19 protein-coding genes are annotated in these 14,120 nt (G+C 72.7%); 13 read left to right on the forward strand and 6 right to left on the reverse strand.

All coding sequences use genetic code 11. The annotated features are described in order from the left end of the window. Window positions 1–34 precede the first annotated feature (34 nt). From IE316_RS14320 to IE316_RS14330, 3 genes are all read right to left on the reverse strand, one after another. On the reverse strand, window positions 35–1,135 hold the full coding sequence (locus IE316_RS14320) for a S1C family serine protease (RefSeq protein ID WP_190204693.1): 1,101 nt from the start codon (window positions 1,133–1,135) through the stop codon (window positions 35–37). A gap of 97 nt (window positions 1,136–1,232) precedes the next feature. Beyond that, complete coding sequence (locus IE316_RS14325) at window positions 1,233–2,255, reverse strand: LacI family DNA-binding transcriptional regulator (RefSeq protein WP_190204694.1); 1,023 nt, start codon at window positions 2,253–2,255, stop codon at window positions 1,233–1,235. Window positions 2,256–2,414: 159 nt separating this feature from the next. Beyond that, complete coding sequence (locus tag IE316_RS14330) at window positions 2,415–3,197, reverse strand: winged helix-turn-helix transcriptional regulator (RefSeq protein WP_190204695.1); 783 nt, start codon at window positions 3,195–3,197, stop codon at window positions 2,415–2,417. Window positions 3,198–3,366: 169 nt separating this feature from the next. Between IE316_RS14330 and IE316_RS14335 the strand changes: the two genes are divergently transcribed. The 8 genes from IE316_RS14335 (at window position 3,367) to IE316_RS14365 (ending at window position 8,529) form a co-directional block, all read left to right on the forward strand. After that, window positions 3,367–4,203: an alpha/beta hydrolase gene (locus tag IE316_RS14335; protein WP_190204696.1), complete on the forward strand. Its 837-nt coding sequence runs from the start codon at window positions 3,367–3,369 to the stop codon at window positions 4,201–4,203. A gap of 38 nt (window positions 4,204–4,241) precedes the next feature. Continuing rightward, entirely contained in the window at window positions 4,242–4,496 is a 255-nt protein-coding gene (locus tag IE316_RS14340; RefSeq protein WP_190204697.1) for a MoaD/ThiS family protein, read from the forward strand. 3 nt (window positions 4,497–4,499) lie between these two features. Then, on the forward strand, window positions 4,500–5,756 hold the full coding sequence (locus IE316_RS14345) for a hypothetical protein (RefSeq protein WP_190204698.1): 1,257 nt from the start codon (window positions 4,500–4,502) through the stop codon (window positions 5,754–5,756). Between the two features lie 102 nt (window positions 5,757–5,858). Next, window positions 5,859–6,596: an LmeA family phospholipid-binding protein gene (locus IE316_RS14350; RefSeq protein ID WP_190204699.1), complete on the forward strand. Its 738-nt coding sequence runs from the start codon at window positions 5,859–5,861 to the stop codon at window positions 6,594–6,596. A 210-nt stretch (window positions 6,597–6,806) separates the two neighbouring features. Further along, entirely contained in the window at window positions 6,807–6,887 is an 81-nt protein-coding gene (locus tag IE316_RS36240) for an Ms5788A family Cys-rich leader peptide (RefSeq protein ID WP_351055874.1), read from the forward strand. A 129-nt stretch (window positions 6,888–7,016) separates the two neighbouring features. After that, the gene (locus IE316_RS14355; protein WP_190204700.1) at window positions 7,017–7,856 is read left to right on the forward strand and encodes a sulfurtransferase; all 840 of its coding nucleotides are present in this window, start codon (window positions 7,017–7,019) and stop codon (window positions 7,854–7,856) included. Window positions 7,857–7,883: 27 nt separating this feature from the next. Further along, on the forward strand, window positions 7,884–8,171 hold the full coding sequence (locus IE316_RS14360; RefSeq protein ID WP_190204701.1) for a DUF1416 domain-containing protein: 288 nt from the start codon (window positions 7,884–7,886) through the stop codon (window positions 8,169–8,171). Window positions 8,172–8,256: 85 nt separating this feature from the next. Further along, window positions 8,257–8,529, forward strand: coding sequence for a DUF3099 domain-containing protein (locus IE316_RS14365; RefSeq protein ID WP_190204702.1), 273 nt, complete (start codon window positions 8,257–8,259; stop codon window positions 8,527–8,529). A gap of 38 nt (window positions 8,530–8,567) precedes the next feature. Here IE316_RS14365 and IE316_RS14370 read toward each other — a convergent pair whose 3' ends face one another. Then, complete coding sequence (locus IE316_RS14370) at window positions 8,568–8,930, reverse strand: DsrE family protein (protein ID WP_190204703.1); 363 nt, start codon at window positions 8,928–8,930, stop codon at window positions 8,568–8,570. A gap of 255 nt (window positions 8,931–9,185) precedes the next feature. Between IE316_RS14370 and IE316_RS14375 the strand changes: the two genes are divergently transcribed. From IE316_RS14375 to ygfZ, 3 genes are read left to right on the forward strand one after another with little or no spacing between them, the layout of a single operon-like run. Further along, a complete protein-coding gene (locus IE316_RS14375) occupies window positions 9,186–9,761 on the forward strand; it encodes a heme-binding beta-barrel domain-containing protein (RefSeq protein WP_190204704.1) in 576 nt (191 codons plus the stop codon). 31 nt (window positions 9,762–9,792) lie between these two features. Continuing rightward, complete coding sequence (locus IE316_RS14380; protein ID WP_190204705.1) at window positions 9,793–10,230, forward strand: Fur family transcriptional regulator; 438 nt, start codon at window positions 9,793–9,795, stop codon at window positions 10,228–10,230. Between the two features lie 10 nt (window positions 10,231–10,240). After that, window positions 10,241–11,206 carry a CAF17-like 4Fe-4S cluster assembly/insertion protein YgfZ gene (gene ygfZ / locus IE316_RS14385; protein ID WP_190204706.1) on the forward strand — a complete coding sequence of 322 codons (966 nt, stop codon included), beginning with the start codon at window positions 10,241–10,243 and terminating at the stop codon, window positions 11,204–11,206. A 7-nt stretch (window positions 11,207–11,213) separates the two neighbouring features. On the opposite strand, the gene dtd is transcribed toward ygfZ, so the two are convergent. After that, window positions 11,214–11,639 carry a D-aminoacyl-tRNA deacylase gene (dtd, locus tag IE316_RS14390; protein WP_190204707.1) on the reverse strand — a complete coding sequence of 142 codons (426 nt, stop codon included), beginning with the start codon at window positions 11,637–11,639 and terminating at the stop codon, window positions 11,214–11,216. A gap of 169 nt (window positions 11,640–11,808) precedes the next feature. On the opposite strand from dtd, the gene IE316_RS14395 reads away from it, so the two are divergent. After that, the gene (locus IE316_RS14395) at window positions 11,809–12,417 is read left to right on the forward strand and encodes an RsiG family protein (protein ID WP_190204708.1); all 609 of its coding nucleotides are present in this window, start codon (window positions 11,809–11,811) and stop codon (window positions 12,415–12,417) included. A 67-nt stretch (window positions 12,418–12,484) separates the two neighbouring features. After that, window positions 12,485–13,738, forward strand: coding sequence for a GNAT family N-acetyltransferase (locus IE316_RS14400; protein ID WP_190204709.1), 1,254 nt, complete (start codon window positions 12,485–12,487; stop codon window positions 13,736–13,738). 142 nt (window positions 13,739–13,880) lie between these two features. On the opposite strand, the gene IE316_RS14405 is transcribed toward IE316_RS14400, so the two are convergent. Next, window positions 13,881–14,066: a hypothetical protein gene (locus IE316_RS14405; RefSeq protein WP_190204710.1), complete on the reverse strand. Its 186-nt coding sequence runs from the start codon at window positions 14,064–14,066 to the stop codon at window positions 13,881–13,883. Window positions 14,067–14,120 lie beyond the last annotated feature (54 nt).

Raw genomic sequence — 14,120 nt, forward strand, 5'->3', positions numbered from 1 at the left:
GGGCGCGCGACCTGCTGGATCACGGGGTGGCTCCTCAGTCCGTGCCGCCCGACCGCAGCGTGTCGAGGTCGGCCTTGACGGTGTTGATCGGGATCGCGAAGCCCAGGCCCACGCTGCCCGCGTCGGCGGAGGAGGAGCCGGCGGCCGAGTACATCGCGGAGTTGATGCCGATGATGTCGCCGTTCATGTCGATCAGCGCGCCGCCGGAGTTGCCCGGGTTGAGGGAGGCGTCGGTCTGGAGCGCCTTGTACGTCGTCGTGGACGACCCGGTGTCGCCGTTGAACTCCTGGCCGCCGAACTCGAACGGCCACTGACCGCCGCCCTGCTGTTGCTGGCCCTCGCCGGTGGAGACGGTCACGTCCCGGTTCAGGGCGGAGACGATGCCGCTGGTGACGGTGCCGGTCAGGCCCTCGGGCGAGCCGATCGCCACCACCTGGTCGCCGACCTTGACGGCGTCGGAGTTCCCGAGGGAGGCGGCTTGCAGGCCGGAGGCGTTCTGGAGCTTGATCAGCGCCAGGTCCTTGGAGCTGTCGGTGCCGACGACCTCGGCGGTGTACTCCTTGCCGTCGCTGGTCGTGACCTTGACCGAGGAGGCACCGGAGACCACGTGGTTGTTGGTGATGATCTCGCCGTCACTGGTGATGATCACGCCGGAGCCGGTGGACGAGCCGGCGCTGGAGGCGGCGTTGATCTCGACGATGCTGGGGCTGACCGCGGCGGCGACCCCGGAGACGGTGCCCTTCTGGCTGGACGGCACCACGTTGGTGCTGGTGGACGCGGCCACGGTGTCGGAGCCGGTCAGCTCCTGGATGCCGTAGGCGGTGCCGCCGCCGACCGCCGCCGCGACGATCGCCACCGCGGCGAGCAGGGCGAACGGACGCCGGACGCGCTTCTTCGGCGCCCCGTCCCCGGCGGCGGGACCGGCGGAACCGGCGGGATCGGCAGGACCGGCGGGCGGCTGGGCCGGCGGGGGCGGCCACTCCGGGTTCACCGGGGACCCCCAGTAGGGGGCCGGCTCGGGCTGCGCGGAGGAGGGATGAGCGGAGGCGTGCTGCTGGGCGCCCTCGGGGGAGGTCGCGTACGGGTTGTCGTACGGGGGCTCGTACTCGCCGCTGCGGCGGATGCTCTCGGTCATGTCCACGAGCATGTCCGCCGACGATGAGAGCCTCCTGAGTGCGGCCTGAGAAGCCCGGCAGAAGCTCGTATGCCCGATATAAGGGCGCCCTGGGTGCTCAGCCGCAGCCGCAGGACCGGCGCAGCACCAGCCGGGACGGGAACACCTTCAGCCGCTCCCGCCGCGACCCCGCGACCCGCAGCGCGTCGTCCAGCACCAGGTCCACGGCGGACCGTGCCATCGCCGACCGGTCGGAGGCGACCGTGGTCAGGCCCGGGTCGGCCAGCCCGGCCTCCTTGATGTCGTCGAACCCGGCCACCGCCAGCTCGCCCGGCACGTCGATGCGCAGTTCGCGGGCGGCGCGCAGCACGCCGATCGCCTGGTCGTCGGTGGAGCAGAAGATCGCCGGCGGACGCCGGGGCCCGGCGAGGATCTCCAGCGCGATCCGGTACGCGTCGTAGCGGTTGTACGGCGCCTCGAACAGCCGGCCCTCGGTGGGCAGTCCCGCCTCCCGCATCGCCCGCCGCCAGCCCTCGACGTGGTCGGAGACGGGGTCGCCGACGGCCGGGGTGTCGGCGGTGCCGCCCATGCAGGCCACGTACTCGTAGCCGTGCTCCAGCAGGTGCCGCACGGCCAACTGGGCGCCGCCCAGGTCGTCGGTGACCACGGCGACGTCGTCGATGGCCTCGGGGCGCTCGTGCAGCAGCACCACCCGGGCGTCCCAGGCGTCGATCTCGGCCGCCGCCTGGTCGTTCAGCGCGTGGCTGACCAGGATCAGGCCGGAGACCCGCATCCCGAGGAACGCGCGCAGGTAGTGCACCTCGCGCTCGGCGACGTAGTCGGTGTTGCCGACCAGGACCATCTTGCCGCGCTCGGCGGCGGCCCACTCCACCGCGTGCGCCATCTCCCCGAAGAAGGGCTGGCGGGCGTCGGGGATGATCAGCCCTATGAGGTCGGTGCGGCGCGAGGCCATCGCCTGGGCGACCCGGTCGGGCCGGTAGCCCAGCTCCTTGATGGCGGCGAGGACACGCTCGCGCGTGGCCGGGGCGACCGGCCGGGGTCCGTTGTTGATGACATAGCTGACGACGGCGGTGGAAGTCCCCGCCAGCCGCGCCACATCGTCCCGAGTCACCTTGGCCACGCGCGGAGTCTACGCGGATGGACCCGCCCCGGGCAGGGCAGTATCACAGGTTGGGCGCCCGCGCCCGGACCGCGCCCCGAGCCTCGGACCCACGTCCGTGCCTCTCCGCGCGCCGAGCCTCGGACCCACGCCCGCGCCTCCGCACCCCGGCCCTCGGACCTACGCCCGCGCCTCCGCCGCCCCGGCCGTCCGTGCCGGGTCCGGGTCGTCCGCCGCGGGGCGTTCCGCCGATCCCTTGGCCTCCTCCGCCGCGCGCTCCCCCTTCTCGGGCTTCTCGGGCGTCACGAAGCGGTAGCCGACGTTGCGGACCGTGCCGATCAGCGACTCGTGCTCGGGCCCGAGCTTGGCCCGCAGCCGCCGTACGTGCACGTCGACGGTCCGGGTGCCGCCGAAGTAGTCGTAGCCCCAGACCTCCTGGAGCAACTGGGCGCGGGTGAAGACCCGGCCCGGGTGCTGCGCGAGGTACTTGAGCAGCTCGAACTCCTTGAACGTCAGGTCCAGGACCCGGCCCTTGAGCTTGGCGCTGTAGGTCGCCTCGTCCACCGACAGGTCGCCGTTGCGGATCTCCATCGGCGAGTCGTCGTTGACGATCTGCTGGCGGCCCATGGCCAGCCGCAGCCGGGCCTCGACCTCGGCCGGACCGGCGGTGTCCAGCAGTACGTCGTCGATGCCCCAGTCGGCGGTGACGGCGGCGAGGCCGCCCTCGGTGACGACCAGGACGAGCGGACAGCCGGGACCCGTGGAGCGCAGCAACTGACACAGGCTGCGCACCTGCGGCAGGTCCCGCCGGCCGTCGATCAGGATCACGTCGGCGCCGGGGGTGTCCACCAGCGCGGGCCCCTCCGCCGGGGCCACACGCACGTTGTGCAGCAGCAGGCCGAGGGCGGGAAGCACCTCCGTCGACGGCTGAAGGGCATTGGTCAGGAGCAGCAGTGAACTCATAACGTCTTGGTTCCTCCTCGGTCCCTGCGAGGACGTATGCGGAACTGCTTCTTACTGCGACCGATAGCCGTACACCTGCGGTTTCCCGCCTCGTATACAACGCTTCCGAAAGCACGAAAGGACCCGGGGGCTTCTCTGCCCGAGTCCTCTGCCGAGCAGAATAGCCGACATGAACGACGGTTCGGCAGGTCATGTGGCCCGATCCACCCTTCGTCCGCATGACGAGACGGCCGCACGGGGGCCTTTGCGGAGGTATCTGCACACGTCCGACGGGGTGCGGATCGATTCCGTATACGACCCCGGTCGCGCTGTATACGAAAACGGGGGTTCACCCGCCCGCGACCTGGTGTTCGTGATCGCGCACGGATTCACCGGGGACGCCGACCGCCCGCACGTCCGGCGGATCGCGGCGGGCCTCGCCCGGCGGGGCGCCGTCGTCACGTTCTCCTTCCGCGGCCACGGCGCCTCCGGCGGGCGCTCCACGGTCGGCGACCGCGAGGTCCTCGACCTGGCGGCGGCCGTCGACTGGGCCCGGAGCCTCGGGCACACCCGCGTGGTGACCGTCGGCTTCTCCATGGGCGGCTCGGTGGTGCTGCGGCACGCGGCACTGCACCGGGGCGTCGACGCGGTGGTCTCGGTCAGCTCCCCGGCCCGCTGGTACTACCGGGGCACCGCCCCCATGCGGCGCCTGCACTGGCTGGTGCTGCGGCCCGCGGGCCGGCTCGTCGGCCGGTACGGCCTGCGCACCCGCATCCACCACCGCGACTGGGACCCGGTGCCGCTCTCGCCGGTCGAGGCGGTGCCCCGGATCGCCCCCGCCCCGCTGCTGGTCGTGCACGGCGACAGCGACGGCTACTTCCCCGTCGACCACCCCCGGATGCTGGCCGAGGCCGCCGGTGACCACGGCGAAATCTGGCTGGAGCCCGGCATGGGCCACGCCGAGCACGCCACCGGCGAGGACCTGCTGCGCCGGATCGCCGACTGGGCGGTCGACAAGGCGGGCTAGCCTGGCCCCTGTCCACAGACGTCCGACAGAGGAACCAGATGGCAAAGGTCACGGTGCGCTACTGGGCCGCCGCGAAGGCCGCGGCCGGGGTGGCCGAGGAGCCGTACGAGGCGGAGACCCTCGCCGAGGCGCTCGACGCCGTACGCGGCCGACACCCCGGGGAACTCGCCCGCGTCCTGCTGCGCTGCTCGTTCCTCGTCGACGGCGGTCCGGTGGGCACCCGCGCGCATGAGACGGTACGGCTGGCCGACGGCGGCACGGTCGAGGTGCTCCCGCCGTTCGCAGGAGGGTGACCGATGACGAACCAGCCGTACGAGGGGTACGACGGATACGCGGGGTACGGGACCCCCGACCACGGGACCCCCGACCCGTACCGGCAGCGGCAGCAGCCGACGCCACCGCCGGCCGCCTGGCCCGGCCAGGGGTACGACGATCCGTACGCCGACCAGCAGCACACCCAGCAGTGGCAGGGGCAGACCTGGGAGACGTCCGTGCAGCCGCCGGTCCCGGCGGCCTCCCCGGAGGAGACGGCGTACCTGCCGCCGCAGCAGTACCAGCAGGCCCCGTACCCGCAGCAGCAGTACCAGGGGCAGCCGCAGCCGTACCCGCAGCAGCCGTACCGGCAGCCCGGGTACGAGCAGCCGCAGTACCAGCAGCCCCAGTACCAACAGCCGTACGAGCCCCAGCCCCAGCCGCAATCCCAGCCGCAGCCGCAACCCCAGCCCCACACCCCGCCGCCCGCACCCGCCCCCGCCGCCCCCGACGACGGCTACGGCCCCGCCACCCTCGCCGGGAACCCGCGCATCACCGACGCGCAGCGGGCCCGCGCCGAGGGCCGGTCGCCGATCATCGAGCCGGGGATGCAGCCGGCCCTGCTCACCGCGCTGCTGGGCCTGCTGCTGGCCGGGGCGGCGGCGGTCGGCACGTACGCCGTGCTGGTGCCGCTGGTCGCGCTCCAGGCGGTCACCGCGGCGGGCTGGTTCCGGCTGAACGGCATGTGGCCGGCCCGGCAGGGCATCGCGCTGGGCTTCCTCGGCGCGCTGGTCGCCGACGCCGCGCTGCTGGTCGCCGACGGCTCCCCGGCGGCGATCCTGGGCACCCTCGGCGTCTGGGTGCTGCTCTGCCTGGTGCTCAACCTGCGCTCGCACGCCGAGCCCGACGAGCGGATGTACGGCCTGATGGCGTCCGTCGCCGCGGCGGCGCTGGCGATCGTGGCGGGCGGCTACCTGGCCGCCGAGGCGGACGCGGTCACCGTCGGCGGGGCCGCCGTGGCGGTCGCCGTGCTGGCCCGCGCGCTGCCGCTGCCGACGCCCGCCTCGGTGGTCGTCGCGCTGCTCGCGGCGGCCGGCGCGGGCGTCGCGGCCGGTGCGATGACCGGGGTGGGGACCTCCGGGGCGCTGCTCGGGGCCGGCGCGGCGGTGTGCGCGCTGGTCGGGCACCGGGCGGCGAGCTACGACTACCCGTCCCGTTTCGTGCACTTCACGGCGGGCGTCGCCCTGCCGCTGAGCGCGGCGGCGCCGGTGGTGTGGGTGCTGGGACGGGCGCTGGTGTGACGGGCCGCCCGGCGGTCACTGTCACAGGTGGTCGACAATATGCCGGGCGGGCTTTCCCCGGGCGCTACCGTGAGCCCGTCCGTAAGACCGAGGTGGGGAACAATGCGCGCACTGCGAATACTGCTGATCACCGTGGTGATCCTGGGTGGGCTCTTCGTCGCCGCCGACCGGCTCGCGGTCCACTTCGCGGAGGGCGAGGTGGCCGACCGGCTGAAGTCCCGCGAGAACCTGTCCACCACCCCGGACGTCTCCATCAACGGCTTCCCGTTCCTGACCCAGGTGGCCGGCGGTGAGCTGGACGACGTGGAGGTCGGCATCGACGGCTACGAGGCGGCCACCGCCGACGGCAGCGAGCGGGTCCGGGTCGACGATCTGCGGGCGCACATGAAGGGCGTCGACTTCTCCGGCGACTTCAGCTCCGCCACCGCGGCCACCGCGAGGGGGACGGCGACCATCGCCTACGACGAGCTGCTGAAGGCCGCGGACCCGGAGCCGTCCCAGGTCGCCCCCGGCGTCACCGCCCGCATCGTGGGACTCTCCGACGGCGGCAACGGCAAGATCGACGTGGCCGTGGAGGTGACGCTGGCCGGCAAGAAGGTCTCCGAGCCGGCGCATGTGCTCAGCTCGGTCACCGTGAAGAACAACCGGCTCGGCGTGAAGGCCGACAACCTGCCGGAGCTGGGCGGGGTGACCCTGGCGGAGTCCCGGATCCGGGAGATCACCGACTTCCAGCAGACCATCGACGAGCTGCCCGGCGGCATCAAGCTGGACAAGGTCGAGGCGGCGAAGGACGGCGTCGACATCACCGTCCGCGGCACCAACATCGTCCTCGCCGGATAGCGCCGGTCGCGCGGACCGTGCCGCGGACGCGGGGGAGTCCGAGGGGCGAGACACCGCCGTCCGTACCGCGGGGCCGGACCGGGACACCCGGGCCCGCGGACCCCGGGACGGCGACCCCGCCACCTCGATCGTCCCACATTACGGACGATCGCGTCTCAGTATCCGACATGCCGGTGACACGCCCACCGGTCCCTCCCTACGATCGACGGCATGAGGCGACAGGCGGATCTCACGAAGCGGCGGGCAGTGGACCTGTGCCGCGTTGCCGCCATGCTCTGTCGCCCCTTCTGAGCGGACGGGCCCCGGCCCCCGCGTTCCCCACCGCCCTGCCCAGGGCCCCGCGCCGCGCCGCGCCCGTACGAGCGCCCGCGCGCCCCCCGCACTCGCACGCCCCGCCGTAACTGCCCCGGAGGAGAAGAGATGAGCCGCAGCGACGTCCTGGTCGACGCCGACTGGGTCCAGGAGCACCTGGACGACCCCGCCATCGCGATCGTCGAGGTGGACGAGGACACGTCCGCGTACGACAAGAACCACATCCGCAACGCCATCAAGATCGACTGGACGCAGGACCTGCAGGACCCGGTCCGCCGCGACTTCATCGACCAGGAGGGCTTCGAGAAGCTCCTGTCGGCCAAGGGCATCGCCAACGACACGCTGGTGATCCTCTACGGCGGCAACAACAACTGGTTCGCGTCCTACGCCTACTGGTACTTCAAGCTCTACGGCCACGAGAACGTCAAGCTCCTCGACGGCGGCCGCAAGAAGTGGGAGCTGGACGCCCGCGAGCTGGTCGAGGAGGTGCCCGAGCGCCCCACGACCCAGTACAAGGCCAAGCCGCAGAACACCGCGATCCGCGCCTTCCGCGACGACGTCGTGAAGGCCATCGGCAGCCAGAACCTGGTCGACGTCCGCTCGCCCGACGAGTTCTCCGGCAAGCTGCTCGCCCCGGCCCACCTGCCGCAGGAGCAGTCCCAGCGCCCGGGCCACGTGCCCAGCGCCCGCAACATCCCGTGGTCGAAGAACGCCAACGACGACGGCACGTTCAAGTCCGACGAGGAGCTGAAGAAGCTCTACGAGGAGGAGAACGTCGACCTGTCCAAGGACACCATCGCCTACTGCCGCATCGGCGAGCGCTCCGCCCTGACCTGGTTCGTCCTGCACGAGCTGCTGGGCGTGGAGAACGTCAAGAACTACGACGGCTCCTGGACCGAGTACGGCTCCCTGGTCGGCGTGCCGATCGAGCTCGGCGCCGGCAAGTAATCCGCTGCGACCCTAAGGACGACTGACATGTGTGGAGCGAAGGCCGGCGGCCCGGACGCCTCGACGATCAAGCCCGGTGAGACCACCATCCAGGGCCAGGTGACCCGCGACGGCGAGCCGGTGACGGGCTACGTCCGGCTGCTGGACGCCACCGGCGAGTTCACGGCGGAGGTGCCGACCTCCGCGACGGGCCAGTTCCGCTTCTACGCGGCCGAGGGCACCTGGACCGTGCGCGCGCTCGTCCCGGGCGGCACCGCCGACCGCACCGTCGTCGCCCAGAAGGGCGGCCTGGCGGAGGTCGCCATCGCCGTCTGACGGCACACACGGCGGAGGGACCGCTCCCCGGGGTCGGACACCCGGGGAGCGGTCCCTCCGGCGCGTCCGGGCCTACCCTGGACGCATGTACGCACGACGACGTCACGTGTACTTCGCCATGATGGGCAGTTGCGTCACGCTGTTCGTCCTGGCCTGGGCCGTCGTGCGGATCTGGTCGGTGCCGGTGGCCGTCGGCATGTGCGTGGTCGCCATGGTCATCCCGCCGTTCGCGGCGATCGTCGCCAACCGGCGCGGCCCCGAGGACCGCTGGTGGGACGACCCCTCCGGGGACCCGCGGTCCGACGAGTGGTGGGACGAGCTGGACGGCAAGCGGCGCCGCCCCGACGGTCGTCAGTAGACCAGCGCCTGCGTCTCCTCGGCCAGCGCCTACGGGCGTCAGTAGACGAGCGCCTGCGTCTCCTCGGCCAGCGCCTCCTGCACGAAGACCTGCGCCCCGGCGATCCGCACGCCCTCGATGACGTCCTTCTCGGTGATCTCCCGGCGGGCCGCGCACTGCGTGCACAGCGTCAGCCGGCCGCCCGCCAGCAGCGAGTCGATCAGGTCCGGCAGCGGCGCCGAGTGCGGCAGCTCGAACTCGGCGGCCCGCCCCGGCAGCGCGAACCACGCCGACTCGCCGGTCAGCCAGACCGACACCTCCACCCCGCTGGCCACGGCCACCGCCGCCACCGTGAACGCCTGCGAGCAGCGCTCGGGGGCGTCGGCCCCGGCGGTCACCTTGATCACGAGCTTCTTCGCCATGGCCGCATCGTACGGGGCGGGCCCCGGCGCACCTCGCGGAGAGAGCCGTCCCCGGGCCGCGTAAGCTGGGGCACGGCCCTGTGCACACCACCGCACCCCCGCCCAAGGAGCACCCCGTGGAGATGTTCTTCGAAGCCCTGCTGGTCCTGGTCTGCGTCGGCGTCCTCGCCTTCGCGGGGCTGACCGTGAAGAAGCTGTTCCAGGGCCAGCGCTGACCCTTCGCCCCCACCGACGTACGAGACTGCTGAGCTGCTCATGATCGAGATCCCGTCCGACCTCCACAAGGACCTCGTCCCGCTGGCCTTCCTGCTCGGCGACTGGGCGGGCGCGGGCGTGCACGACTTCCCCGGCTCCGAGAAGTGCAACTTCGGGCAGGAGGTCAGCTTCACCCACGACGGCCGGGACTTCCTGGAGTACCACTCCCGCACCTGGGTGCTGGACAACGACGGCAACAAGGTCCGTCCGCTGGAGACCGAGCACGGCTTCTGGCGCATCGACGCCGACCGCAAGGTCGAGATCACCATGACCCGCGACGACGGCGTCATCGAGATCTGGTACGGCGAGATGGCCCCCAAGAAGCCGCAGATCGACCTGGTCACCGACGCCGTCGCGCGCACCCCCGCCGCCCGGCCCTACACCGGCGGCAAGCGGCTGTACGGCTACGTCAAGAGCGATCTGATGTGGGTCGGCGAGAAGCAGACCCCCGAGGTCGGACTGCGCCCCTACATGTCGGCCCACCTGAAGAAGGTCGTCACCCCCGAGGACGTGGAGCGCTGGGCCAAGGCCCTGCCCGACGACCTCCCGGACGACGGGATCGCCTTCTTCAAGTAGGCGGCTTGCCCCGGCGCCCTAGACTTGGCGTGTGGTGAGCACCGACTGGAAGAGCGACCTCAGGCAGCGCGGCTACCGGCTGACCCCGCAGCGGCAGCTCGTGCTGGAAGCCGTGGACACCCTGGAGCACGCGACCCCCGACGACATCCTCGGCGAAGTGCGCAAGACGGCGTCGGGGGTCAACATCTCCACGGTGTACCGCACGCTGGAGCTGCTGGAGGAGCTGGGCCTGGTCAGCCACGCCCACCTCGGGCACGGCGCCCCGACGTACCACCTCGCCGACCGGCACCACCACATCCACCTGGTCTGCCGCGACTGCACCAATGTGATCGAGGCCGACCTGTCGGTGGCCGCCGAGTTCACCGCCAAGCTGCGCGAGCAGTTCGGCTTCGACACCGACCTGAAGCACTTCGCGATCTTCGGCCGGTGCCGCGACTGCGCCGCGAAGGCGTCAACTGCCGAGTCGTAGGCTGGGATCCATGAAAAGCCCCCTGCTGTCCCTGCCCGGCGCCGTCCCCGCCGAGGGCGCGGACGAAGGCGTCGCCGCGCACTACGGCGATCTGTTCCGCGAGCAGCGCGCCCTCGCCGACGGCACCGGTTTCGTCGACCTCTCCCACCGGGGGGTCGTCACCGTCACCGGCGAGGACCGGCTGAGCTGGCTGCACCTGCTGCTCACCCAGCACGTCAGCGAACTGCCGCCCGGACAGGCCACCGAGGCGCTGATCCTGTCCGCCAACGGGCACATCGAGCACGCCCTGTACCTGGTCGACGACGGCACGACCGTCTGGGCGCACGTCGAGCCCGGCACCCGGGAGGCGCTGCTCGCCTACCTGGAGTCGATGAAGTTCTTCTACAAGGTCGAGGTCGCCGACCGCACCGCCGACACCGCGGTGGTCCACCTCCCCGCCGGCTCCATCGCCGGGGCCCCCGAGGGCGCGGTCGTCCGGGAGACCCCGTACGGGCGCGACCTCTTCCTGCCCCGCGTCGGCCTGGAGGCGTTCGCCGCCGAGGCCGGGCCGCCGGCCGGCATCCTGGCGTACGAGGCGCTCCGGGTCGAGCAGCACCGCCCGCGCCTCGGCTTCGAGACCGACCACCGCACCATCCCGCACGAGCTGGGCTGGATCGGCAGCGCCGTCCACCTCCAGAAGGGCTGCTACCGGGGCCAGGAGACCGTCGCCCGGGTGCAGAACCTGGGCAAGCCGCCGCGCCGGCTGGTCTTCCTGCACCTGGACGGCAGCGAGGTCCACCTGCCGGCGGCCGGGACGGAGATCCGGCTCGCCGACGACGGCCCCGACGGGCGCAAGGTCGGCTTCGTCACCACCTCCGCCCGCCACCACGAACTGGGCCCGGTCGCGCTGGCCCTGGTCAAGCGGAACGTCCCGGTGGACGCCCGGCTGATGGCCGGCGACACGGCCGCCGCCCAGGAGACCGTCGTCGCGCCCTAGCCAGGGATCAGACCTCCAGCAGGACGGTGAACGGGCCGTCGTTGGTCAGCCCCACCCGCATCTGGGCGCCGAACCGGCCCGTCGCCACGGTCGCGCCCAGCGCGCGCAGTCGCGCCACCACCTCCTCGACCAGCGGCTCGGCGACCTCCCCGGGGGCGGCGGCGTTCCAGGTGGGGCGGCGGCCCTTGCGGGCGTCGCCGTACAAGGTGAACTGGCTGATCACCAGAAGCGGGGCGCCGGTGTCGCTGCACGAGCGCTCCTCGTGCAGCACCCGCAGGGTCCACAGCTTGCGGGCGAGCCGCTCCGCCTTCTCCTCGGTGTCGTCGTGGGTGACGCCGACCAGGACGCACAGTCCCTCGCCCTCGATCGCGCCGACCGTCTCGCCGTCCACGACGACGCTCGCGCCGTCGACCCTCTGTACCACCGCACGCATAGGGGCCATGATGCCGTGCGCCCCCCGGGCGCCGGCGGGCGGCCCCGTACGGGTTTCTTTTCGGTCCCGAACCCCCCATCTGGGGCCGATCGTGGGCACTCGGTCACATAGCGGCCACCTGTGGTGGCACGATGTGCCCAGACGCCGGTCGAGGGGACGGTAGAGGCACATGAGCACACCGAGTACCGAGCAGCCGCCGGGCACTGTTCCGTTGACGTACGGGGAGTCGCTCAGGCCGCCCGTACAGCGCACGGACAGCCCCGAGCTGCCCGCACCACCACGGGGACACGAACTGACCGCGCTGAGCCTGCCGGAGCTGCGGTTGCTGCGCCGGGACGCGCAGCGCGAGGAGACCGATCTGAGCTATGTACGGCGGCTCCTGCAGGGCCGCATCGACATCCTGCGGGCCGAGCTGGCGCGCCGCGGGCCGGCGGCGGCGCCCCCGGCCGGGGGCGCGTCCGTGGTCGAGCGGCTGTCGGAGATCCTGACGGACGGGCCGTCCCGGCACCGTTCGTCCGCCCGCCACGTCACCCTGGGCACCCCGCACAGCGAGGAGTACCGCAGACTGGCCGCCGAGATGCTCGGCGAGGTCGAGCTGTCGGACCTGCGGGCCCGTACCGAGCCGGAGCTGACCGCGGCGATGGGGCGGCTGGTGCGCTACGAGCACCAGGTCTCCGGCCGCCGGCAGCGGCTGCAGCGCACGGCGGACGACTGCAGCGCCGAGATCGCCCGCCGCTACCGCGAGGGGGAGGCCCAGGTCGAGGACCTGCTGGGGTGAGCCCGGGGACGGCCCCGGCGGACAAATCGGCGCGACGCCGGAGCCGCCGGCGACCTACGGTGTGGCCATGACCAGCCGCGCCGAGATCGACGTCCGTCCCATCACCGAGGCCGAGTTCCCCGACTGGAACCGCGCCCTGAACACCGGGTTCCTCCAGGAGCCCGTCGTCGCCGAGGAGCAACTGCGGGCCCGGCGGCACCAGTTCGTGCCGGGCCGGCTGCTCGGCGCCTTCGACGCCGGCCGGTGCGTCGCCACGTTCCGTTCCTTCGCCCAGGAGGTCACGGCCGTCGGCGGCGCCCCGGTCCCGGCCGACGCGATCTCCAACGTGACGGTCAGCCCGACCCACCGGCGCCGGGGACTGCTCGGCCGCATGATGGCGCGGGACCTGGCCGCGGCACGGGAGCGCGGGGACGTGGTCGCCACGCTGATCGCCGCCGAGTACCCGATCTACGGGCGGTACGGGTTCGGCCCGGCCACCACGATGACCGAGTGGTCCGTGGACGTGCCCCGGGCCGGGCTCGACCCGCGCCGGGCGGGCCCGGCGGACGGCGGCCGGATCGACCTGGTGGACGGTGAGGACGTGCGCAAGCTCGGCCCCGAGCTGCACGACAGGCTGCGCCGCGGGCAGCCGGGCGCGGTCAGCCGGAACGAGGTGTGGTGGCGGGTCCGCACGGGTGCGCTGCGGTTCGAGAAGGAGTGGACCGAGCCGTTCTTCGCCGTGTACCGCTCGGCGGCCGGCGAGGTGGAGGGCATGGCCGCCTACCGGGCCGACGACCACTGGGGGGACGCCAAGCAGCCGCTGAACACGGCGACCGTGCAGTGGCTGATCGGCACCACCCCGGCCGCCGAGCGCGCCCTGTGGCTCTACCTGTGCTCGATCGACTGGATCACCCGGGTGCGCAGCGGCTGGCGGGCCCCCGACGACCTGCTCCCGCACCTCCTGCCCGACCCGCGGGCGGCCACCATCGTCACCCAGGCGGACTGGCTGTGGGTGCGGATCCTGGACGTCGTACGGGCCCTGGAGGCGCGGACCTACGGGGCCCCGGGGACGCTGGTGCTGGAGGTCGTCGACCCGGGCGGGCCGGCCGGCGGGCGGTGGCGGCTGGAGGCGTCCGCCGAGGGGGCGTCCTGCACGGCGACCGCCGAGGGCGCCGACCTGGTGCTCGGCGCGGGGGAGCTGGCCACCCTGTGGCTGGGCGACGAGTCGGCGGTGCGGCTCGCGGCGCTGGGGCGGGTCCGGGAAGAACGAGCGGGCGCCGCCCGGATGGCCGACGCCCTGCTGCGTACGTCCAGGCGGCCTTGGTGCCCGGACATGTTCTGAGGCGGGACTCCTTCCTGCCGGGGGCGGGTGGGCGCGGTGCTGATCCGTAGCGTGCTGTTCAGTTGTGGTTGTGGTGGTGCCCCGCGTGTCCGGGCTCCCGGCTCCCCTCCGGAGGAGAACCCGGACGGCGGTTCGAGGTCGGTCAGCCGGACTGGGCGAGCAGCATGACGAGCAGGACCGCGCCGATGCCGCCGATCATGGTGTTCTTCGCCTTGACGCCGATGGACAGCGCGACGAACGCGATGATGCCGAGCGGCCCGTACTTCCACTGCACGAGCTGCTCGAACCCGATGGCGAGTGCGGCGACGACGATGGCGATGAGCGGCATGGCGGTCCCCCTTCGGGACGTCCCCTGACGGGACGTGGTTCCCAACTGTCACCG

Source organism: Streptomyces fumanus (assembly GCF_014655295.1).
Taxonomy (GTDB): Bacteria; Actinomycetota; Actinomycetes; order Streptomycetales; family Streptomycetaceae; genus Streptomyces; species Streptomyces fumanus.